The following is a 23,498-nucleotide window of genomic DNA, read 5'->3' on the forward strand; positions in this document are numbered from 1 at the left end:
AAGTCAACACTTCCTGGCGTTTCTTCTGCTTTTTCGCAATATTTTCTTAATGTTTTCAATTTTATGTTTTCAATTATCTGACAATTCTTAATTGACAGACCTTTTTATCTCGGTTATACTTTAGAAAATTCATTTTGTGGAGGAACTTCTATGCGAACCAACATCAACCAAATCGCACCAACACAACTGAATAACTTTTACTTTAGCTACTTTAGATAGGTTTGTATTCATCATGATGGATACAAACGTTAAACGACAGTTTGTATCTATGATGGCTAAAGAACTTTGTATTGCAGCAAAAAGCCACGTAGACAAAATGCTAAGTGGCTGAGCAGTGAAAATACAAAGTAAAAGTATCAAGCATTCTACTTTTTCAATTTATTTTCCGACTTTTCAATCCATTTGGACATTTTGTCTGAATGGATTTTTTGTTTCCCAAAATTAAGGAGGAAAAAGAAATGAAAAAAAATATAATCATCGGATTAGGCGCTGCCCTGCTACTAGCTTTAGGAGGTTGCGCACAAAAAGACAATTCCGCAGAGGCATCAGATGGACAAAAAACAATTGGCGTATTGCAACTTGTACAACATAACTCGTTAGATGCTGCCTATAAAGGATTCAAAGAAGGATTAGGAGAAGAAGGGTATAAAGAAGGCGATAATCTAACAATCGATTATCAAAATGCCCAAAACAATCAAGACAACCTGAAAAGTATGAGTGAGAAACTCGTCAAAGAAGATCCTGATTTGCTACTTGGAATCGCCACTCCAGCAGCACAATCTTTATTAAATGAAACAACCACTATCCCGATGACTGTCACAGCGGTCACAGACTTGGAACAAGCCCATTTAGTCACATCCAATGAAAAACCTGGCGGCAATGTGACTGGCACGACAGATATGGTGCCAATCGAAAAACAAATCGGCTTACTGTTAAATATCGTGCCAGACGCCAAAACAATCGGCATCATGTATAACAACGGTGAAGCAAACTCTAAGATCCAAGCTGATTTGGCAGAAAAAGAATTGAAAAAAGCGGGCGTCAAAGTCAAAGTACTGACAGCAAATTCCACAAATGATGTCCAACAAGTGACGAAAAGTCTAGCTAAAGATGTAGATGGAATCTATATTCCTACTGATAACACGTTCGCAAGTGCGGCAAGTGTTGTCGGTGAAGTCGCAAAAGAAACAAAAACACCTGTCGTTGCTGGCGCAGTTGATCAAGTCAAAGACGGCGGTCTAGCAACAGTAGGAATCGACTACGAAAGCTTGGGCAAACAAACAGGGATCATGGCAGCAAAAATCTTAGACGGCAAGAAGCCAAGTGAACTTCCTGTCGAAACAGCGAATGATTTGGAACTGTATGTCAATAAAGACATGGCCAAAGCATTAGGCATCAATCCAGACAGCATCAAAGAAGCTGAATAAAACACAGGAGGATTCTCATGACAAATTTGCTCTCTCTTTTCTTATCATCTGCATCGCAAGGGGTCTTATGGGCCCTACTTGCGATTGGTGTATACGTCACTTTCCGTATCTTGGACATTGCCGACTTGACTGCTGAAGGAAGCTTCCCTTTAGGTGCAGGGATCGCGGCAGTAAGTATTACAAATGGCTATCATCCATTGACAGCTTGTCTTCTAGGCTTTTTAGGGGGTGCGGCAGCAGGGCTTGTTTCCGGACTGCTTCACACAAAATTGAAAATTCCCGCCCTTCTTGCAGGGATCATCACCATGACTGGTTTATATTCTGTCACGTCCCGTGTGATGGGTGCTGCGCCGAACATCTCTTTATTGGGTCAGCCAACGATCTTTCATTGGGTCGAGTCATTCGGCATAACAAAAGACAACGCTGTACTGATCGTCGGTCTGCTTTTTGCTTTGATCGTTGTATGTTTACTTGTTTTGTTCTTACGTACAGAAACAGGACTTGCTATTCGTGCAACTGGCGATAATCTGGCAATGAGCGAAGCAAACGGGATCAACACAGATAATATGAAGATCATCGGTTATATGATTTCTAATGGATGCATTGCTCTTTCTGGCTCCTTGCTTGCGCAAAACAACGGCTTTGCTGATTTGAATTCTGGTATTGGAACGATCGTAATTGGACTTGCTTCTATTATCATCGCAGAAGTTTTGTTACGTAACCAGCCACTATTTCTCCGTCTCTTGACTGTCGTTTTAGGTGCGGTCATTTACCGTTTTATTTTAGCGTTAGTCTTCGAACTGAATGTTGAACCAAGTGATTCGAAACTTGCTTCTGCTTTCGTGCTAGTGATCTGTCTTTCTTTCCCGCAGATCCAGCAAAAATTCCATTTACCTCAAAAAAAGAAAGGCGGTAGTGTCAAATGAATGACGTCTTAACATTGGAAAATCTCCATCATGCCTTTGAAAAAGGAACGATCAACGAAAATCATGTCCTGAAAGGCATTAATCTTTCCTTAGATCCCGGCGACTTCGTGACGATCATCGGTGGAAATGGGGCTGGTAAATCTACTTTGCTGAACAGCATCGCCGGTACATTTTCTGTCGATCAGGGACAAATTTTATTGAATGGAAAAAATATCACGAAAAAATCTGTTGTCGAACGTTCGAAATCCATCAGTCGCGTATTCCAAGATCCTAAACTAGGGACAGCCGTTCGTTTAACGGTAGAAGAAAATCTTGCTCTTGCTATGAAACGAGGAAAAAAACGCGGCTTCTTCCGTGGTGTCAAACCACAAGACCGAACATTTTTCAAAGACCAGCTGGCTCGGCTAAATTTGGGGTTGGAAAATCGTTTATCCTCAGAAATCGGTTTGCTGTCTGGAGGACAACGTCAAGCTATTACGTTGTTGATGGCCACATTACAGCGTCCAGAACTGATCTTATTAGATGAACACACTGCAGCGCTTGACCCTGCTACTTCCAAAACGGTGATGGAATTGACAGAAAAGCTGATCACTGAGCAGAATCTCACTGCTTTTATGGTCACTCATGACATGGAAGACGCGATCCGCTATGGGAATCGACTGATCATGCTGCATCAAGGAAGGATCGTCGTAGATATCCAGCAAGAGGAAAAACAGCAGCTCACAGTGCCCCAATTATTAGCGTTGTTCAAACAAAACAGCGGCACGGCATTAAAAGACGATCAAGTACTTTTATCTTCATAATCAGAAAGAGGCTGGGACAAAAAATGAACGCCCACCCTCTTCTTTTTTCTCTTTCCTTCTTTCGTTTTTGCTTTATGTATCAACCGTTGTTTCTTCGAAAACTATTTTGTTCTCTCCTTCTTCCTGATAGAATGGATGGGAAAGGAGCTTGATGCCATGACAACGAAAGACAAGGTACTTCAATTATTGAAAAAGACACCAGATTTTCTTTCCGGAGAAAAGTTGGCACAGCAACTGGAAGTTTCCCGGACAAGTATTTGGAAAGCCATCAAAGAATTGGAAAAGGCAGGCTATCGTTTTGAGCACGGGCCTACAGGGTATCGTTACCTGCCCTCTGACGTACTAGATGCAAAAGAAATCCAGCAAGAGCTACGGTCGTTTATTCCTGATTTGAAAGTACAAACGATGTTGACTTCTGAATCTACGATGAAAGATGCCAAACTGGCAGCAGCTCAAGGAGATTCTGTTTCGAAGTTATTTGTTGCTGATACACAAGAACAAGCTCGTGGACGTTTTGGACGGCCTTTTTTCGCTGAACCTGGACGAGGAATCTACATGAGTCTCTTGCTCCATCCAGACAAACGGTTTGATGAATTGCCTCAATATACGATCATCGCAGCCAGTGCCTGTGTGAAAGCCATTGAATCTGTAACCGGTCGTTCTGCTTCGATCAAATGGGTCAATGATATCTACATGGATGGAAAAAAAGTCTGTGGGATTTTATCTGAAGCAGTCAGTGATATGGAAAGCGGCAGGATCAGTCATATCATCATTGGGATCGGGCTTAATTTTTCTGTTCCTCAAAATCATTTTCCAGCTGATCTCCAAGAAAAAGCCACCTCTGTCTTTCCCGACGGACAAGCTAGTGTCACAAGGAATCAGCTAATCAGCAAAATCTGGCAAGAATTGTTCACTTATCTTTCTCACCCAGAAAAAGCGTTGGACTTCTATAAAGAAAAATCATTCGTATTGGGAAAAACCGTGTCGTTCAATCAAAAAGGAACGACTTATGTCGGTCTTGCAAAAGAAATCGGTGATCATGGCGAACTGATCGTCCAAACAAATGAACAGGAGATGAGTTTGTCTTCTGGCGAAATCAGTCTCACATCTATCCGTACGCAATAATTATCAGATTTCACAAAAGGACACCTGATCTCATACAGTGTCCTTTTTTCTGAATTCTCTTCAAAAGACTCTCCTTATTCTATCAGCTGACAGTTTCTCTATCCTCTAGAAAAAGGTATTCTAAAAATATCTATAAAGCATGGTACACTTTCTTTAAATGAATCAATGCAAAAAACAAGAGAGTCATCAGTTTACACGATCAAAAGAGATAGCAGGCCGCTTCCTTTTTCAATCTTATAGATAGACCATGGGTAACGATAAAAACAAAAAAGAACTTGCGACTTATTTTGCCGTAAGTTCTTTTTTAGCTAGTGCCTTAATCTCTTAATCCCAACAAACGTCTCGCATAGATCACCTGACCAGAGTGCATAGCAGCATCATCAATAATAGAAACGAGACGCATTCCTCGTGTGACTGGTGGTGTCCAGTTCTCGTCAATTACTTCATCTAGCTCGGAAGGTTCCAGCCTTCTTAAGTAAGAAATAGCAAAATCAGCAGCTCTTCGCAAGTATCCTAGCAGATCTTCTATTTGATTAGCTTGGATCTGCTTTGCTTGTTCCAGACTATGCTTCCAATCTTGTTCGTTATCTGCTATCGTCATCGGAAACCGGCTTTCCCAGTCTTGACTATGCCAAATTGGAGAAGTTCCTGCTAAATCAGCAATCTGGAAATCTAATTCTCGAGCGGTATGCCAAGCCAGCCAAGTCATTGATTTGATCTGCGGGGCTCTATCTTCCACTGGAAAACGATTGGCCTCCTCAATAGAGACGCCTTCAAACAAACGTTCAAACCGATCGTATGCCCGATCCATACTCTCGCATAGCATATCTAAATAATCCATTTATTTTCCTCCTTTTTATTTATCCTACTTACTTTTTCCTAATTCTAGGATACCTACTTATATGTTACTACACACCCTTATTTTTTACACTTTAACAGTCACCATCATCAATAGTTTGGAGATTGAAAGAAAAAGATAGTGTCGAACTATCAATTGAACAAGAAGCAACAATATGAACGTTTCATTAATATTCTTTAAATAAACAATGATTTTTCAAACGAACAGTTTAAGACTAGGAGAAAAAGAGTATAATAGGAAAATGTTTGAAAGGAAAGGAAGGGGAAAAATGAAAAAAAGGGCAAGTTTACTAGTCCTAGTTGCTTTGTTGTTCAATATCTTTTCGTATGGTGTGGCCGTTTCAGCGGAAACATACATTCCTAAAGACCCTGGGAATATTTATAATGATCTAACCGGTAACTATGGCTTGTTAGGAATTGCTAGTCAATTCCACGTATTTGCTAAAAATAAGACAACTGTGAATGCACATACAGACGGAAATATAGCAACACATGAACTTGATGCAAAAAATAATTTTGGTACAGAGCTTCATGAAGGTTTATTGAACCAAGAAATAAATTATATACAAAAAACTGATTCTTTCGCTAATTCTTCAGGCATACCTACAGGTAGCACAAGAATGAATAAATTTGTCGTTGACAGTAACGTGGATGTAGCACTTCAAGATGGTCATCCTACAGTCAATGGATCCAGGCTTGATCACTTAACTCCAGATGATTTTTATAAAGATCGTGCTGGGCATGAATATATTGATTTCGAGCAGGAATTTGCTAAATTGAATGTAGCAGCAAATGATCTTGCAACCATCACTCCAGCTAAAACATATACTGCTGCAGATTTTCCAGACATGAACAATCGGACAATCGATTTAACTGGTTTATCAGATACCGGGTTTTTATTGGTAAATATCGATGCAGAAGTGTTAACGATGAATACGCCACTTCAAATCATCAATCCAAATGATCAAGTAGTTGTATTTAATGTCATCAACAGTTCTTCTGCATTGAACGTACAGTCACCAATCAAATACAATGATCGTTCAAATCATGAAACAGAAGATTTTTCGGATGCGAATATCTCTTGGAATTTTGGAAATGAGATGACTGATTTGACAATCAGTGCTCCTTTTCAAGGAACAATCCTTGCGCCTAATGCTACTATCCGCATTACTCAAAACCAAGACGGAACGATTATAGGGACAAATGTGATTTTAGATGCAGCTACCAATCGTTGGGATCCTAACGAAATATTTATCAGCGACAATGGTACAGATACGACAGACACAAGCGACAGTACAGATACATCTACCACAAGTGATAGCTCAGATTCATCAGCTTCAAGCGATAGTACAGATACTACCTCTACCACAAGTGGATAGCACGGACACGTCAGCTTCAAGCGATAGTACAGATACTACCTCTACCACAAGTGATAGCACGGACACGTCAGCTTCAAGCGATAGTACAGATACTACCTCTACCACAAGTGATAGCACGGACACGTCAGCTTCAAGCGACAGTACAGATACTACCTCTACCACAAGTGATAGCACGGACACGTCAGCTTCAAGCGACAGTACAGATACTACCTCTACCACAAGTGATAGCACGGACACGTCAGCTTCAAGCGACAGTACAGATACTACCTCTACCACAAGTGATAGCACGGACACGTCAGCTTCAAGCGACAGTACAGATACTACCTCTACCACAAGTGATAGCACGGACACGTCAGCTTCAAGCGACAGTACAGATACTACCTCTACCACAAGTGATAGCTCAGATTCATCAACTTCAAGCGATAGTACAGACACGTCGTCTACCACAAGCGATACACGTCATGCAAGTGTCTCCTTCTCAAAAACAAGTTCGGATAACAGGACGAACTTTAACTTAACTAATAAAACAAGCAATGACAATGGAAACAAATCAAAAAGAGCACTTCCTAAAACTGGAAGTCAATCGAATAATTGGATAACACTCGCAGGCGTTATATTACTTGTAATCGGTTTAAGAATCACTTTTATGAGTTATAAGAAATCGAAAAGGTAAAAAAATATTCAAGATAAAAAAGAGCAACGTCGCTAACGGACGTTGCTCTTTATTTTTGCTTTTTATCATAAATACAAGAACTACAATTCAATTTGTCAAAAAACACGTAGATTTCCTTCTGAGAAATTTATTTACGTATCGAACCTTTCCCTATTCAGTCTTTGCGATCCAAAATCAGTTGGGTAAGGGAAAAGAGATTCTCTTTTGTTCGAAGAGAGGTGGCAGGTAATTTCTTTATTTCCTTCAAAGCCTTTTCTGTGTAAGAGGCCGCTAACTTCCTAGCTTCTTCCACGCCTCCTGTATGTTCAACGATTTTGCGTACGGCGTCGACATCTTCTTCTGTCATTGCCGCTTTCTTCTCTAAATAAGGTAGTAGCTTTGGTTTGTTTTTTTGCAAAGAGTAGATCAACGGTAAAGAATAGACCCCTTGACGCATGTCTTCTAGTACAGGTTTGCCGATTTCCTGGCTCTCTTTTGTATAATCTAAAATATCATCGATAATCTGAAAGGCCATCCCGATAGAAAGTCCGATATCTCCTGCTTTTTTTGCGAAGCGCTCGCTTGTTCCACTTTCAAAAGCGCCAATAGAACAACTTAATTGGAACAGTTCAGCTGTCTTACCTGAAATATTTTCCAAATATTCTTTTACAGAAAGTTCATAATTATAGCGATCATCCATCTGCCCTAATTCGCCATTCAATACTTTTTCCATACTGCGAGAATTCAATTGGAGACTTTTCAAGGAAGTGGAGTAATCAGACAATAGTTTAAAACAGCAGACAAATAAATAGTCTCCTGCATAGACAGAAACGACATTACCAAACTGACTACGGATATTAGGCTGACCACGTCGCAGATCCGCTTCATCAACGATATCATCATGGATCAGTGTGGCCGTATGGAGCATTTCGATAGAAGCTGCCAAAGCGATGGCTTTGTCTCGATCTTGCTCTGGTCCAAATTGTGAGAACAATAGCTGATAGGCAGGACGCAACAGCTTTCCGCCGGCATGGATCGTTTCTTTGATTGCTTGTTCGACAGGTTTGTTTTTCAGGCGGACAGTTTCTTCCATCCGTTTTAGTGTTTCTGTCAATTCTTTACTTAAAGCAGGATAGTTTTCCCACATTGGATGTAGCTTCATAAAAAAACTCCTTGTGTGACGATTATTTTTTGGTAAACATTGGGCTCCATTTTTGTTTGGTTCCCTGCTCATAATCTTTTTGGAATCGTTGAAGTGTCTGCACATGTCGTAAAAGATAATTCGCTGCGATCCCGATTGCAATCCCTGATAAAATCCCTAAAACTGAAAGGACTGGCAAGTACAACATGACTGTCCATGATTGTGCAATGAAAGAAGCCATCAAAAGCTGTCCGACATTATGCATGAAACCGCCGGCCGCACTAATTCCGATGATACTGACACGTTTTGGTCCTAATTGCTTGACCAATAACATTCCAAAATAACTAAGCAAAGCACCACTCATACTATAAAGGAATGTGGAAATCGTTCCGCCTAGCAGAGTAGTCAGGAATAGTCGTAGCCAAAGTAGTAAGAAGCTGTCTCGTTTTTTCATGGTAAAAATGGCAACGATCGTGATTAGATTGGCTAAGCCTAGTTTTGCACCAGGCGCAAAAGAAAAAGGATAAGGGATCATATTTTCCAATAAACCAATGATCACTCCTTGTGCAACAAGTAGCGAAATATAAATCATTTTTTGTAATTTACTCATGGTGTGTGAAGGTCTAATAAATCAGACTGTCTTCGTCACCCCCATCTGTTGATCGGACCTCGATCACTAATTTATGTGGTAAACAAACAATGGTTTCGCCATTTTTCGTTGCCCAGCCTCGACGTACGCAGATCTGGTCATCGCAATCTGCTTCTTTTATCCGTACTCGATCGCCATCTATCTCGATCAAGTTATAATCTCCGTGTTCATCTTTGTAAGTATATGTGTAGCTCTCTTCTCCAGCCATCAAAGGGAATGTTTTGATTTCTGTGCCATCCACACGCAGTACCGCTTCTTTTTCTGCTGTTACGGTGTTTTGCTGAAGACCAAAAATCATGACTGGCAAAAAAGAAAGAACAGTCAAAAGAAAAATTATAAAAACATCCCAAGGTTTGAGCAGACTTTTTTCAGCAAATTCTTTAAGGCTCATTTTTGTTCTCCTTTTTCCAGATTAACTCACCCAATTTTAGCATAAAAACAAGAGGTTGTGACACCTGTGTCTTGCTTTGAGTAATAAGAACGAAGAATAGAAAACAGCTTTCCATGTTTTCTAATTCTTTGGGCTTATTACCGAGAAGCAGCAGGTGGAACACCGTTTATAACAAGAGGTTGTGACAGAAGTGGGCAACTTCAAGAAATAAGAAGGAATTTACGAAAATTACTTTTCAAGTTTTTGTGAAATTTCGGCTTATTTTTCGAAGAAGCTACTTCTGGAACACCGTTTATAACAAGAGGTTGTAACAGAGGTTGCGACACCTGTGTCTTGCTCATGGAGGCTTATCTCGGGCATCTTATTCCTTTAATTTTACATAAAAAGGAGGCTGTGACGGTTTGTCTCAGCCCCTTTCTATTGAAATCTTGCATTCAAATAACGTTCTTTATCTATTTATTTCTTGCCGTACTGGGAACTTGGTCTACCGTACCACCAATTACCTAGTGTACGTTGTAGCCATGGAATTACCCAGCGATCCAACCCAATCGCACGTCCGGAACCGTTCATCAATGCGAAAGCAACAAAAATGAACCAAATGTTTACCCAGTAAAACATGCCTGATAAGCAGAACGTGATCACCAATACAATCGTTGTCGCACTGCATAGCCATGTGAATAATCCAGCAATCAATGCTAATGCCAAGGCAATTTCAAAGAATACCATGAATTTTTGGAAGAACATTGCTACGTCATTGTTTGGCATGATCACTTGCATGATCTTTGTGAACCAGTCTGGTGACTTCTCAATCACAGCCATTGGTTCTTCACCGTATGCATAACTCAAACCAAAATGTGCAGCTTGAGTCGCTGCTTCTCCGGCACTTGCCCCTGCTCCGCTGGCAGCTGTGGTTGCATCACCAGCAGCAGAAGCACCACTGGCAACATCTGTTACATTGTATTCCCATGTCCAAGGGAACACACTGTTTCCAGTGAACCATGATCCTTCACCAAACCAAGTACTTGGTTTTAACACTTCACCATTACCAATGATTTTTTTGGAGGCTTCAACGAACCAAACTAAACCATAGAAAATACGAAGTGGCACACTCCATAAGACGTTGCCGTAACGAGAAGAATGTCCTCGAGTCACGTTGCGATCATCTTTGATATGGAAAAACTCATGCATTAAATATTGGAACATATAATAACCAGAACGAATATCAAAGAAATATTTCAAATTAACGATATGTTTCATCACGATAGCTAAAAATCCACTTAGATGAATCTTGTCAAATAAATTCGCCACACCCCATTTGGCTCCAATAGAAACCATAAATCCTTGATAGTTCCCTTTGAATTTGTGCTTTTCTCCACCTTTGATCGAAGCCACGATATTCGCTGCAGCCGTGTGTCCTGTTTGTTCAGCAGCTTGAACGATCTGCGGTGTCGGTGTTCCTGGGAATTCTTCATAAAAGACTAAATCACCAATGATATAGATGTTTTTATCTTCGTAGCCTTTTGCCTGCATATATTCATTGGCGATCAACCGCTGTCCGCGTGCTGATTCTAATCCAAAGTCAGCAGCGTCAGAAGTTCCTTTGACACCAGCTGTCCAAATCAGTGTGTGAGTCGGAATGTTGCGTCCGTCTTTCAATTTGATATGATCAGCAGCCACTTCTACGATTGGTGCATTCAATAATAATTCCACGTTGTGCTTACGCAAATAGCGTTCAGCTTTTGCAGCATCATTTCGATCCAACATATTCAAGATCGTCGGCATTGCCTCTACGACCATCAGTGTGATTTCGTTTGGATCCAACTTATAATCTTTGGCTAGGCGATTTTTCCAGTCGATCAGTTCCCCAATCATTTCAATACCGGTAAATCCAGAACCACAGACAACGAAAGTCAGCATGGCTTTACGCAGTTCATCATCTGGTTCCAATGCAGCTTTTGCTACTGTCTTCTCAATATGTTCCCGAATCCTTACAGAATCTTCAAATGACCAAAGGGTGAATCCATGTGCTTTGACACCAGGTGTACCAAAGTCATTCGGCTCTCCGCCCATTCCAAGGATCAGCTGATCAAAAGGATAGGAACCTAATTTGGTCTTGACGATTTTCTGTTCTTTATCGATACCGATTACAGTGTCTGTGACAAGTTGTACATTCTTTTGACGAGCAAACAAATGCTGCAGATCGTATTGGATTGCTTCTGGTTCTACACGTCCGCCAGCTACTTCATGCAACTCGGTCATCATAGTATGGTACGAATGACGATCGATCAGAGTAATTGCTACATCTTCTTTTTTCAGTTTCTTTGCCAAGTATTTTGTAGCTGAAACACCGGCATATCCTGCTCCTACAACGACAATATTTTGCTTTGCCATTGATCATCCGCTCCTTATAGACTATCTATATAATGAATATATGATAATTCTTTTAGTTTGATACTTATTACACAATCTCCATATATTATATAGATGTTCTGTTCTTTTGTCTAACTCCTTTTGGATTTTTTTCAAATTTTAAAATAAAGCGTTTTTTCACGAAATTTGCTGAAAGAAAACGTTTGAAATATTACATGGGTTATTTATCAAAAATAGTTGACTTATAGGCTAAAAAGATTAGAATGTATAATGAATCACAAAGAAAAATTGTGGACTAAAAATGGAATGGTGGGGTATTAAAATGAAGAAAAAACGTTTTGTAACTGGATTTGCCGTATTAGCATTTTCAGCTCTAGTGTTAGGCGCTTGCGGCGCAGATGACAACGGAAGCTCAAACTCTTCTTCTGAATCATCTACAGCACAATCTTCGACTGCAAAAAGCACAACAGAATCATCTGCAAAAGTTGTTGCTGGCGGAGACTTGCAAGACGGCACATATAAATTAGAAGAAAAAAATTATTCAAACGGTTACCGCGCAGTCTTTGAAATGGTTGTAAAAGACGGCAAAATCACTGAATCAAAATATGATAACGTCAATGAAAACGGCGAATCAAAAACAAAAGATGCAGAATACAACAAAAACATGGAAGCAAAATCTGGCACAAACCCAGAAAAATACATTCCTGAGTTGAATGACCAATTCTTAAAAGCACAAAGCGCAAGCGGTGTGGAAGTCGTAACTGGAGCTACTCACTCATCTGAAAGCTTCCAAAACTACGCACAACAATTGATCCAAGCTGCTCAAGCTGGTAACACAGATACAATCGAAATCGACAATGGTGCTGATTTGAAAGACGGCACTTACAAGCTTGAAGAAAAGAACTACTCTAACGGCTACCGTGTGCAATTCGAAATGACAGTTGCTGGCGGCAAAGTAACTGAATCAAACTTTGATTATATCGACAAAGACGGTAAATCAAAACAAGATGATACAGAATATAATGAAAATATGAAAGCAAAAAGCGGTACAGAACCAAAAACTTACATCCCTACTCTGAACGACGAATTCGTCAAAGCAATGGGCGAAGAAGATGGCTCACCTGCTGATGTAGAAGTTGTTACAGGTGCTACACACAGCTCACATTCATTCATCATGTACGCACAACAATTAGTGAATGCAGCTGAAAAAGGCGACACTCAAACAATCGAAGTAGATAATATCGTAACAGAAAAATAATCACATAATCATACTAATAAAAGTTGGAGGGTGGGACGATAGCCAGATTAGGCAGTCGTCTCACCTTTCAAAATGAAGAGAGGAAAACAATGCGGAAAAAACTACTATTTTCCTTAATCACACTGGGCATCTCTTTTATGGTGCTAACTGGCTGCAGCAACTCAGCAAATAAAACAACCACTGAAAGTTCAGCAGCTACCAAGATATTGAAAGATCCATATTCTGATGAACAGTTCTTGTTAGGGACTTACGTTCGTATCCGTGTGTATGATGAAGGCAAAGAATCAGCATTGAAACCTGCCTTCGATCGAGTAAAAGAACTTGGTGATAAAATCACGATCAATCAAAAAGGTTCTGAGATCGATGAAGTGAATGAGCAAGCTGGGATCAAACCAGTAAAAGTTTCTGATGACGTCTACACGTTAGTCAAGCGGGCCTACGAATATAGCCAAGATTCTCAAGGCGGATTCGATATGGCGATTGGTGCAATCACACAATTATGGCGAATCGGTTTTGATGACGCCAGAAAACCTTCCCAAGAAGAAATCGATCAGGCATTGAAATTAGTGGATTATCATAAGATCGAACTAAATGACAAAGAAAAAACTGTTTATCTAAAAGAAAAAGGAATGATCATCGATTTAGGTGCAATCGCCAAAGGTTACATTACGGACGAAGTAGTGAAAGTCTTGAAAAAACAAGGAGTGACCACTGCCATCGTTGACTTGGGCGGTAATGTCTATGTCTTAGGCCACAGCCCAAGAGGCGAAAACCAAGACTGGACAGTCGGCATCCAAGATCCGAACATGGCTCGCGGATCTGTTTTAGGTTCTATTAAAGAACGGAACAAAACATTAGTTACCTCTGGAATTTACGAGCGTTATTTAGAAGTAGATGGCAAAAAATACCATCATTTGTTTGATCCAAAAACGGGTTATCCGTTCGACAATGATATCGCAAGTGTCACGATCATAACAGATAAATCAATTGATGGTGACGGGTTGTCTACAGCAGTCTTTTCAATGGGTGTGAAAAAAGGACTGGAATACGTCGAAAGCGAATTGAATAACGGGACGGAAGCGATCTTCGTGACAAAAGACGATAAAGTATATGTGACCGATCCAATCAAAGACACCTTCAAATTATCGGAGGACTCCCATTACACGATGGGTGACCGTTCTGAACTAAAATAAGGAGTACGAACCATGACACTAAAAATCTTTTTAGAAGTAGTTGAAATACAAACAAAGGTGGCTAGTGTATTTCCTTTTGCGGTAGGGGTATTATTCTCTATCGCTTTTTTTCATGAGATACATTGGCTAAACACTTTTTTATTTTTTATTGGAATGCTAGTTTTTGATTTAGCGACTACCGCTATCAATAATTACATGGATTATGAAAAGGCTCATTCTGAAGTATATAAGTATGAAGAAAATGTCATTGGCCGCAGAAATCTATCTCCTGTATTGATTCGAAACATGATTTTAGCTATGATTGCATTTGTTTTTGTTATCGGCGTTATTCTAACGATCAATACGGGTTGGCTTTTACTTTTGATGGGATTTATCTGTTGTTTTATTGGAGTATTCTATACATTCGGACCGATTCCTTTATCTCGAATGCCTTTAGGGGAAATTTTCAGTGGGGTGACTATGGGCCTTGGAATTTTTGCCATGGTCGTTTATGTCAATACATTCGGTTCAGATGTCTATGATCTGACAGTCAACTTTTCATCTGGACAATTTGCTTTGGTAGGAAATCTTTGGGCTATAGCAGCAATCGTATTAGCTTCCTTACCCTTGGTGTTTACGATTGCCAATATCATGTTGGCTAATAATTTGCGGGATCTTGACCGTGATATTGAAAATCATCGCTATACACTAGTTTTTTATATCGGACGTCCTGCGGGAACAGTCTTATTCCAGCTATTGATGTATGCTTGCTATTTCGTGATTTTAATGGGGTTGTTGAGCGGTATCTATGAATGGCCGATCTTGGTCACCTTCTTGACCTTGCCAATTGTGAAGAAGCATTTGGATCAATTCAAGCAAACGTTACCCCAGCCTATCAGTTTCAGCTATTCCATCAAAAATATGGTCTTATTCAATGCCAGTTATGTATTGGGGCTATTACTAACAATCATTATGCAAGCCATTTAACAGCATGAAGAGGTTGTGAAAAAGCTGCCCTGCATCAAGTAATAAGAACAGCCAAATAAAAATAGCTCCTTATATTTTTCGTTTGGTTGGGCTTATTACCGCAGATGCAAGCTTTTGAACACCATTTAAGAAAGAGGTCGTGAGTCTGCCGTTTAGCTCCGAGTCGCAAGGAACAAGTTCAAAAAACAGCTTCTCATGTTTTATGAATATTGTGACTTGTGATTGGGAGTTGGCAGGAGAACACCATTTGTTCGGAAAAAGTGACTAACTATGACACAACTTTTTTCACAGTCCCTTTTGTCACTTGATGTGATTCGTACCAGCGAACTTGACGAGAACTTTCTTGGTTTGGTAACTATATGGTATTCTTTTAACATCCTCGTTTGCTTCTTCTAATTTATTTATACAAAGTCACACTTTTTTAATCATCTGTTCTTCGATACATTTCTATTTCTTTTAAACATCGATACCAATATTTTGAACTTAAGAGTGCATACCAAATGGATTCATTTACTCTTCGTCAGTTACGAAGATAATCAAAATCTCCAACTTCCCTACTTATTTCGTTTTGAGAATTATCGAAGCAATCTTACATAAATAACTAAAAAACAAAAAACCAGAAAATCAGTATACTGATTTTCTGGTTTTACATGGTTTGTTCAATAAAAAGCTGTTGGAACTGTTAATATTAAATTATCGCATCGTTACGAATTCTTCCGCTCCTGTTGGATGGATGGCTACTGTATTGTCAAAGTCTTCTTTAGTTGCACCCATCTTGATAGCCACAGCAAAACCTTGCAGCATCTCATCGACACCAACACCAATAGCATGTAAGCCGACGATTCTTTCTTCTTTTCCGACACAGATCAATTTCATTTCGCATTTTTGGCGATAATCATTTAATGCAAAGTACATTGGGGTAAAGCGTGAACGATAAACTTTCAATTCATTTTCGCCATATTTTTCCAATGCTTCTTCTTCTGTCAAACCAATTGTTGCAATTGGTGGATGCGTAAAGACGACTGTCGGAACAAGTTTATAGTCAAGATAAGAATCTTTCTTTCCATTAAATAAACGTTCTGATAAACGTCTACCAGCTGCGATTGCAACAGGAGTCAGATCTAATTTACCGATCACATCACCAACAGCAAAAATATGTTCATCCGTTGTATTTTGGTATTTATCTACTTTGATAAACCCTTTTTTGTCCAATTCCACATTTGTATTTTCCAGACCTAATTTTTCGGTATTTGGTACACGTCCACCGGCAAAAAGTACACAATCACCAGTTAAGGTTTCACCATTTTCAAATAGCACCGTATATTCGTCATTGTTTTTAGTAATTTCTTTAGCAATATGATGTGCGTAAGTTTTTATTCCAGCTTCTTGGTACATTTGGATCAAATTGTCCGAAAGCATTTTATCAAACGTTCTAAGTGGTCGTTCTTTTCGATATGCCCACATGACTTCACTACCTAAACCACGAAATACACCTGAAAGTTCAGCCGCAATGTATCCAGCACCTAAAACGATTGCTCTCTTAGGTAACTCTGTTAATTCAAAAAATCCATTTGAATCAATGGCGTATTCTCCACCAGGAATGGTCATTTTACTTGCACGGCCTCCAGTAGCGATCAAGATTTTAGGAGCACGATAGGTTTCACCGTTTACTTCGATCGTTTGACTATCGATAAAAGTAGCGTAACCTTTTATAGCCTCGACATGATTGCTATCTAATCCTCTTTGATAAGCACCGTGTAGAAAATCAATATATTTTTCTCGTCTTTCTACTAGACCGGCGAAATCAACATTTTTTAAATCTGCTTGGATACCGTAACTTGAGGCATCTCGTTCAATTGTTTCCAAAATCGTACTTGCTTGCCACATAACTTTTTTAGGTACACAACCGACGTTGACACATGTTCCGCCCAATTCATTCGCTTCAATCAGCAAAACTTTTGCGCCATGCATCCCTGCTCTGTTTGCTGAAGCAATACCGCCAGAGCCGCCACCAATTACGATGTAATCATATATTTGCATTTTGTTCCTCCTTATTGAAGAGATCAATCAAAACCTTTATTTAACGATCCTTTTTCTACAGAAAGCAAGTGTAACACTTTTCTTGAATTTTGTATGCGAAGATGCTTAAAACAGGGATATATCAGCTTTTTCCTTATTTACGTTTTCGGATCATATCTCCAGGTTTCACCGGCTGTGCGACTGGCATAGTTAAAATCATCATTGGATTTGGTGCTCGGTCAATGGATTCGCCTTCTTCATTATGCATAACTTCAACGGTTTGACTGAAATGACTGAATCCTGGACCATAAAATTCGATTTCATCTCCTACAGAAAACAAGTTTCTCTGACGTATCGTAGCAATCTGTGTTGCCTCATCATAAGATAATACTTCACCGACAAATTTATATACTGGGATTTTACGACGTTCACCGAATAATTGTTCGTTTTCAGTTGGTGTATTGTAGTAAAAACCTGTAGCTAATTCTCGTTGTGCTACTTTCCATAACTCGTCGATCCATTCTTGCTTGCAGACATAGTTTTCAGGATCTTCCATATAACTGTCTACAGCCGCTTTATAGACATTTGACACCGTAGATACATAATGGATCGATTTCATTCTTCCTTCGATCTTGAAGCTGTCTACGCCGTTTTCAATCAATTCTGGAATATGTTCGATCATTGACATATCCACTGCACTCATCGAGAATTCTTCTTCCACTTCGCCTGTATCAGTTAAACTGTTTCGTTCTTGACCAAAAGGCATATCGAACAATCCATACTTCCAGCGACAAGATTGAGAACATCCGCCACGGTTTGCATCCCGCATCGACATATGGTTGGACAATGTGCATCGACCAGAATAAGAGATACACATGGCACCATGGATAAATGCTTCGATTTCGATATCCGTATTTTTACGAATCTCTGCCACTTCCTCCATTGAAACTTCACGAGCTAAAACGACACGTTCCAACCCTTCTTCTTTCCAGAATTCCAATGTCTCAAAATTAGTTGCTGAAGCTTGAGTGGATAAATGGATCGGCAGACCTGGGGCTTCTGTCGCACAAATTTCGATCAAAGCTGGATCAGAAACAATTACTGCAGAAATACCGACATCACGCAAACTGCGGAAAAATTCCCCTGCTCCATCTTCATTTCCTTCATGGGTGACCATATTAGCAGCAACGTATACCTTCGCATCATGTTCTTTTGCAAAAGCAACTCCTTCAGCCATTTCTTCATAAGTAAAATTACCTGCACGGCTTCTTAAACCATATGCATTCCCGCCAATATATACTGCATCTGCTCCATAATGGATCGCGGTTTTTAACTTTTCCAGTGTTCCTGCTGGCGCTAGGATTTCTGGTCGTTTCAATTTTCTTTTTACTGTCATTTCTTTCATCATACTCCTTATTTGATAGCAGAAGGATCAATATAAAAGAATCCTGTATCTAATTCACGGTTTTCAGGATGCAATTTACTGATTTCGCTAGTCATTTTTTCCGCTTTTTCTTGATCCCAGCTACCTTCTAAAATTTGTTTTTTTGCTTCGGCGAATAGTCGAGTGATGTTTACGAATTTTTCGCCTGGAGTAAATAATCCGTCCAATTTCCATGTACAGTAATGATGCTGATAAAGTTCATTCAATTCATTCGAGAGATTCAGATCATTGCTGGCAAAAATATGTGTGCCATGACTATCTTCATAAATAGAATAATGTGTCTCTTCTTTTTTAGGTTCCGAGATAAAAAGACCTCTTTCACGATCTTTTTGTTCGTCTTGTTTCGTATAGTTATAGTAATTCTGTAGCAGTGGACGTTTGGATTGATGGATGCATGTAGCACCATACACAAGGGTTTCTACAGGAATATCGAGTTTTTCTTCCATCGCCTTCATCTCTTCAAAAGGAACTTCACGAGCAAGTACTGCTCCAACTGCGCCTTTTTTCGCCCAGAAATTGATTTGACGTGCGCTCGTTACTAATGTTTCAGCATCATAAATATACGGTATACGCAATTCAGGATTTTTTTTCATCGTATAAATAATACCTGTATCACCAACTGTGATCACATCTACGTTTATTTCTTTTAAAAAAGCCAAATATTCAGGTACATTTTTCATTTTTTCAGGATGAATGATCCCATTTACAGCAATATTCGCTTTTTTACCATACTTGTGTGCTAATTCTACCAATTGTCGCTGTTCTTCTCGTGTAAATGAAGCAGGCAGACGCAATCCAAATTGCTCTTCACCGAAATATAGTGTATCTGCACCTGCAGCAAGCAACTGTTCTGCTTGTTCAATAGTTTCTACTGTGGTTATGAGTTCGATCATAATTTTCTCCTCCTACAACTTCATAATAGTAGCATAGCTCTAAAAACTTTCCAATACTTCTTCTATTTAAAGTCGGATTTTTGAAAATTATTTCACAAAAAATCAAAATAAAGTTCGATATATTCTGTCCAAATATAAAAAGAGATTGTGACAAAAATCTTGTCACAACCTCTTAATCAAGTCTTACTATTATAAAAATTCAGCTACACAGGCCAAGTAACTATAGGGAACCTACTGTTTCCTTTTTAGGTCCGCGAACATTCAATGTGATCTTACCTTTTGAAGCACCTACTGTTACGTGGTCACCTAAACGAATTTCTCCGCCAAGCAAAGCCTCGCTCAATCGATCTTCAATTTCTTTTTGAAGTGCGCGACGGATTGGACGTGCACCATATTCAGGATCAAATCCGGCTTTCCCGATCACATCGATTGCAGATGGTGTGATTTTCACTTGAATATCTTGTTCTTTCAATCGTTTGATAATCGCTTTGCTCATGATTTGGACGATTGTATGGATTTCATCTTTACTCAATGAATGGAAGACGACAGTCTCATCAATTCGATTCAAGAATTCAGGTCGGAAAGCTTTCTTTAACTCTTCTAAGATACGTTTTTGCATGGCTTTGTGATCTTTAGTAACATCTTGGACATTGAATCCGACATTTTTTTCTTCTCGAATTTGTGTCGCTCCGATATTTGAAGTCATAATCATGATTGTATTTCTAAAGTCCACTTTTCTACCTTTAGAATCTGTTAAATGACCATCATCCAATACTTGCAGAAGTAAATTGAAAACGTCTGGATGTGCTTTCTCCACTTCATCTAAGAGAATCACTGAATATGGTTTTTGACGAATTTTTTCTGTCAACTGTCCACCTTCATCATACCCTACGTATCCTGGAGGAGACCCGATTAATCGGCTTGTACTGTATTTTTCCATAAATTCTGACATATCAACACGGATCAGGGCATCTTCACTTCCAAACATGACTTCTGAAAGTGCTTTGGCCAATTCTGTTTTTCCGACACCAGTTGGTCCAAGGAACATGAATGAACCAATTGGACGATCAGGATCTTTCAATCCGCTTCGTGCACGGCGGATCGCACGTGAAACTGCTTTGACAGCCTCATCTTGACCAACGACACGTTCATGCAGAAGTCCTTCCAGTTCTAACAAGCGTTCGCTTTCTTTTTTCTCCAACTGCTGTAGAGGGACACCAGTCCACTCCGATACAACTGTAGCAACATCTTCTTCTGTTACACGATCAGAATAACCTTGCTCCTGTTTTGCTTCAATTGCAGAAACTTTTTGCAGCTTTTTACGTAGTGCTTTTTCTTGTCTGCGTAATTGAGCAGCATTTTCAAAGTCTTGTTTTTGGATTGCTGCTTCCTTTTCTTGTACTAGTTCATCGATTTCTAGTTTGATCACAGTTGATTTTGTTAAGTGATCGGTTTGATCCAAACGGACTTTCGCTGCTGATTCATCGATCAAATCAATTGCTTTATCGGGTAGTTGACGAGAAGTGATATAACGAACAGAAAGATTGACTGCTGCTCGTACAGCTTCATCTGTGATCTCCACTCCATGGTGCTCTTCATATCTTGTACGCAATCCTTGAAGAATCACTTCTGCTTCTTCAGGAGTTGGCTCATCTACTTGAATGCGAGCAAAACGTCGCTCTAATGCAGAATCTTTTTCGATATATTTTTGATATTCATCTAGGGTCGTTGCTCCGATCGTTTGTAATTCTCCTCGAGCTAACGCCGGTTTCAAGATATTCGAAGCATCAATTGCTCCTTCTGCTCCACCTGCACCAATTAAGGTATGCAATTCATCAATGAATAAGATTACTTGACCATCATTATAGATTTCGTCGATGACCTTTTTCATTCGATCTTCAAATTCACCGCGATATTTCGTACCAGCAACCAAAGATCCCATATCAAGCATCATCAGGCGCTTTTCTTGCATGTCTTCTGGCACTTCACCTAAAATGATTTTTTGAGCTAACCCTTCAGCAATAGCTGTTTTGCCTACACCAGGTTCACCCACCAGTACAGGGTTATTCTTTGTCCGTCGGCTAAGAATCTGGATAAGCCGTTTCACTTCTCTCGAACGACCAACAACTGGGTCCAGCTTGTTTTCTTTTGCTAATTTCGTCAAATCACGTGCTAATGAATCTAGCGTAGGTGTTCCTTGCGGTGTTTGCCGTTTATCTTGTACATTTACATTTCTACGACGATTCATTCCTTTTCCAGCAGAATCACCAGCTAGCCCCATTTTTTGTTTCAGAACTTGACGGGCTTTTGAAAGGCTGATACCTAAGTTGATCATGATTCGAGTAGCCATGATACTTTCATCTTTTAATAAGCTCATCAAAATATGTTCTGTTCCAACTTTTTGAGAACCAGTTTTCTTCACTTCGCTGCTAGCTAAAGCAAAAACTTGTTTCATTCTTGGTGAATATGGAAGAAAGACTCCTTTAGGGTAAGAACGGATACCACCATAACCAATCAGATGTTCAATTTCTTCATAAATTTCCGTTTCATTCAAATCCATTTCACGTAATACTTTTCCAGCAATTCCATTTTGCTCGACCACTAAGGCTAGTAAAACATGTTCTGAACTAACTGATTGATGTTTCAATCGTTTTGCTTCTTCTTGTGCAATTTCTAATACTGCTTGGGCTCTTTCAGTAAAAAGTTCTTCCATCTAATCTCACTTCCCATCTTCATAACTTAAACGTTCCAGAAATGCTCGGAGAATCCGAGCACGTGTATGATCTTCATATTCATTGAAATTCAATGTGTTTTTTGCAATTGCACTCAACATTAAGTTTCCTTCTTTTTTTGTAATTATTTGGTCTTCATAAAGTTTTTGAATAATAGCAAAAGCATTTTTCTCACTGATTGTATCATCAAATAACTGATTTATCTGCTCAAGTAATTGTTTTTTATCTGAAATCCTTACTTTTGCAATTCGTATATAACCACCACCACCACGTTTGCTTTCTACTAGATAACCACGTTGGATGGTAAAACGGGTATTAATCACATAGTTGATTTGTGAAGGAACACAGTTAAAGAGGTCTGCCATTTCAATCCTTCGAATCTCGATCATTTCACTATTTTCCAGAATTTTCTTTATATATGATTCAATTAAATCCGAGGTATTCTGATGTGCCATCTTATTCATTCCCTTTGACTAATATTGACCTTAATTATAACGAATTTGGTAATAGAAAGAAAGAAGAACGCTTTTTGTTAAATAAATCCTTTAGAATCAACAAAAAAAAATACGGAATATACTATTCCGTATCGACGCGCCCAAGAGGAGTCGAACCCCTAACCTTTTGATCCGTAGTCAAACACTCTATCCAGTTGAGCTATGGGCGCATATTCAATTTAAAAAAATTATAAATCATTTGAAAACAAAAAGCAAGATAAAAAAAATCGGGAAGACAGGATTCGAACCTGCGACCCCTTGGTCCCAAACCAAGTGCTCTACCAAGCTGAGCTACTTCCCGTTTAAAAAATAAAAAAGACTACGCGCCCAAGAGGAGTCGAACCCCTAACCTTTTGATCCGTAGTCAAACACTCTATCCAGTTGAGCTATGGGCGCATATTTGAAATGCCGAGGACCGGAATCGAACCGGTACGGTGATCACTCACCGCAGGATTTTAAGTCCTGTGCGTCTGCCAGTTCCGCCACCCCGGCGCGATTGCTTTGGCAAAGCGGAAAACGGGGTTCGAACCCGCGACCCCCACCTTGGCAAGGTGGTGCTCTACCACTGAGCTATTTCCGCGTGTTTAAAGATGCCGGCTAAAGGACTTGAACCCTCGACCCTCTGATTACAAATCAGATGCTCTACCAACTGAGCTAAGCCGGCATGTAAAACTTAAATTATGCGGGTGAAGGGACTTGAACCCCCACGCCGTAAGGCGCTAGATCCTAAATCTAGTGCGTCTGCCAATTCCGCCACACCCGCAAAAATATGAGCCGT

At 39.6% G+C, this 23,498-nt stretch carries 17 protein-coding genes, 8 tRNA genes and 1 pseudogene (1 of these 26 only partly in view); 8 read left to right on the forward strand and 18 right to left on the reverse strand.

What is annotated here, in order from left to right; all coding sequences use genetic code 11:
- Positions 1-458: 458 nt before the first annotated feature.
- From IGJ87_RS11900 to IGJ87_RS11915, 4 genes are all read left to right on the forward strand, one after another.
- Positions 459-1,427, forward strand: coding sequence for an ABC transporter substrate-binding protein (locus IGJ87_RS11900; protein WP_002328255.1), 969 nt, complete (start codon positions 459-461; stop codon positions 1,425-1,427).
- 17 nt (positions 1,428-1,444) lie between these two features.
- On the forward strand, positions 1,445-2,353 hold the full coding sequence (locus IGJ87_RS11905; protein ID WP_002338722.1) for an ABC transporter permease: 909 nt from the start codon (positions 1,445-1,447) through the stop codon (positions 2,351-2,353).
- Complete coding sequence (locus IGJ87_RS11910; protein WP_002328257.1) at positions 2,350-3,156, forward strand: ABC transporter ATP-binding protein; 807 nt, start codon at positions 2,350-2,352, stop codon at positions 3,154-3,156. Before IGJ87_RS11905 ends, IGJ87_RS11910 begins: the two co-directional genes overlap by 4 nt.
- 156 nt (positions 3,157-3,312) lie before the next feature.
- Entirely contained in the window at positions 3,313-4,281 is a 969-nt protein-coding gene (locus tag IGJ87_RS11915; RefSeq protein WP_002328258.1) for a biotin--[acetyl-CoA-carboxylase] ligase, read from the forward strand.
- A 316-nt stretch (positions 4,282-4,597) separates the two neighbouring features.
- On the opposite strand, the gene IGJ87_RS11920 is transcribed toward IGJ87_RS11915, so the two are convergent.
- Entirely contained in the window at positions 4,598-5,122 is a 525-nt protein-coding gene (locus tag IGJ87_RS11920; protein ID WP_104889211.1) for a DUF664 domain-containing protein, read from the reverse strand.
- A gap of 286 nt (positions 5,123-5,408) precedes the next feature.
- On the opposite strand from IGJ87_RS11920, the pseudogene scm reads away from it, so the two are divergent.
- A pseudogene (gene scm, locus IGJ87_RS11925) lies at positions 5,409-7,191 on the forward strand (collagen-binding MSCRAMM adhesin Scm).
- A 154-nt stretch (positions 7,192-7,345) separates the two neighbouring features.
- Here the strand turns inward: scm and IGJ87_RS11930 are convergent.
- From IGJ87_RS11930 to IGJ87_RS11945, 4 genes are all read right to left on the reverse strand, one after another.
- Complete coding sequence (locus IGJ87_RS11930; protein WP_002328262.1) at positions 7,346-8,332, reverse strand: polyprenyl synthetase family protein; 987 nt, start codon at positions 8,330-8,332, stop codon at positions 7,346-7,348.
- A 22-nt stretch (positions 8,333-8,354) separates the two neighbouring features.
- On the reverse strand, positions 8,355-8,921 hold the full coding sequence (locus tag IGJ87_RS11935; RefSeq protein ID WP_002289378.1) for a Gx transporter family protein: 567 nt from the start codon (positions 8,919-8,921) through the stop codon (positions 8,355-8,357).
- A 13-nt stretch (positions 8,922-8,934) separates the two neighbouring features.
- Entirely contained in the window at positions 8,935-9,351 is a 417-nt protein-coding gene (locus tag IGJ87_RS11940) for a NusG domain II-containing protein (RefSeq protein WP_002328264.1), read from the reverse strand.
- A gap of 456 nt (positions 9,352-9,807) precedes the next feature.
- Complete coding sequence (locus IGJ87_RS11945; RefSeq protein WP_002307820.1) at positions 9,808-11,742, reverse strand: NAD(P)/FAD-dependent oxidoreductase; 1,935 nt, start codon at positions 11,740-11,742, stop codon at positions 9,808-9,810.
- Between the two features lie 301 nt (positions 11,743-12,043).
- On the opposite strand from IGJ87_RS11945, the gene pplA reads away from it, so the two are divergent.
- The 3 genes from pplA to menA all read left to right on the forward strand — a co-directional run bounded on the left by pplA (position 12,044) and on the right by menA (position 15,138).
- Positions 12,044-12,979, forward strand: a complete 936-nt coding sequence (gene pplA, locus IGJ87_RS11950; protein WP_002307821.1) for an extracellular electron transfer flavoprotein PplA — start codon at positions 12,044-12,046, stop codon at positions 12,977-12,979.
- Between the two features lie 89 nt (positions 12,980-13,068).
- The gene (locus IGJ87_RS11955) at positions 13,069-14,172 is read left to right on the forward strand and encodes an FAD:protein FMN transferase (protein ID WP_002294811.1); all 1,104 of its coding nucleotides are present in this window, start codon (positions 13,069-13,071) and stop codon (positions 14,170-14,172) included.
- Positions 14,173-14,184: 12 nt separating this feature from the next.
- Positions 14,185-15,138, forward strand: a complete 954-nt coding sequence (gene menA, locus IGJ87_RS11960) for a 1,4-dihydroxy-2-naphthoate polyprenyltransferase (RefSeq protein WP_104889239.1) — start codon at positions 14,185-14,187, stop codon at positions 15,136-15,138.
- Positions 15,139-15,831: 693 nt separating this feature from the next.
- On the opposite strand, the gene gor is transcribed toward menA, so the two are convergent.
- The 13 genes from gor to IGJ87_RS12025 all read right to left on the reverse strand — a co-directional run.
- Entirely contained in the window at positions 15,832-17,178 is a 1,347-nt protein-coding gene (gene gor, locus IGJ87_RS11965; protein WP_002289031.1) for a glutathione-disulfide reductase, read from the reverse strand.
- A gap of 133 nt (positions 17,179-17,311) precedes the next feature.
- On the reverse strand, positions 17,312-18,565 hold the full coding sequence (locus IGJ87_RS11970) for a peptidase U32 family protein (protein ID WP_002318037.1): 1,254 nt from the start codon (positions 18,563-18,565) through the stop codon (positions 17,312-17,314).
- Between the two features lie 5 nt (positions 18,566-18,570).
- Complete coding sequence (locus IGJ87_RS11975) at positions 18,571-19,494, reverse strand: peptidase U32 family protein (RefSeq protein ID WP_002289033.1); 924 nt, start codon at positions 19,492-19,494, stop codon at positions 18,571-18,573.
- Between the two features lie 220 nt (positions 19,495-19,714).
- Positions 19,715-22,207, reverse strand: a complete 2,493-nt coding sequence (locus IGJ87_RS11980) for an ATP-dependent Clp protease ATP-binding subunit (protein ID WP_002289035.1) — start codon at positions 22,205-22,207, stop codon at positions 19,715-19,717.
- Between the two features lie 6 nt (positions 22,208-22,213).
- Complete coding sequence (locus tag IGJ87_RS11985) at positions 22,214-22,681, reverse strand: CtsR family transcriptional regulator (protein WP_002289036.1); 468 nt, start codon at positions 22,679-22,681, stop codon at positions 22,214-22,216.
- Between the two features lie 135 nt (positions 22,682-22,816).
- Positions 22,817-22,890: transfer RNA gene (locus tag IGJ87_RS11990), tRNA-Arg, on the reverse strand.
- Positions 22,891-22,947: 57 nt separating this feature from the next.
- A tRNA-Pro gene (locus IGJ87_RS11995) sits at positions 22,948-23,021 on the reverse strand.
- A gap of 21 nt (positions 23,022-23,042) precedes the next feature.
- Positions 23,043-23,116: transfer RNA gene (locus tag IGJ87_RS12000), tRNA-Arg, on the reverse strand.
- Between the two features lie 10 nt (positions 23,117-23,126).
- Positions 23,127-23,212: transfer RNA gene (locus tag IGJ87_RS12005), tRNA-Leu, on the reverse strand.
- A 16-nt stretch (positions 23,213-23,228) separates the two neighbouring features.
- Positions 23,229-23,300 (reverse strand) — tRNA-Gly (locus IGJ87_RS12010).
- Positions 23,301-23,311: 11 nt separating this feature from the next.
- Positions 23,312-23,384, reverse strand: a tRNA-Thr gene (locus IGJ87_RS12015).
- A gap of 17 nt (positions 23,385-23,401) precedes the next feature.
- A tRNA-Leu gene (locus IGJ87_RS12020) sits at positions 23,402-23,483 on the reverse strand.
- Between the two features lie 7 nt (positions 23,484-23,490).
- Positions 23,491-23,498 (reverse strand) — tRNA-Lys (locus tag IGJ87_RS12025) (it continues 65 nt past the right edge of the window).

It is taken from the genome of Enterococcus sp. DIV1411a, from assembly GCF_050531945.1.
Lineage (GTDB): Bacteria > Bacillota > Bacilli > Lactobacillales > Enterococcaceae > Enterococcus_B > Enterococcus_B faecium.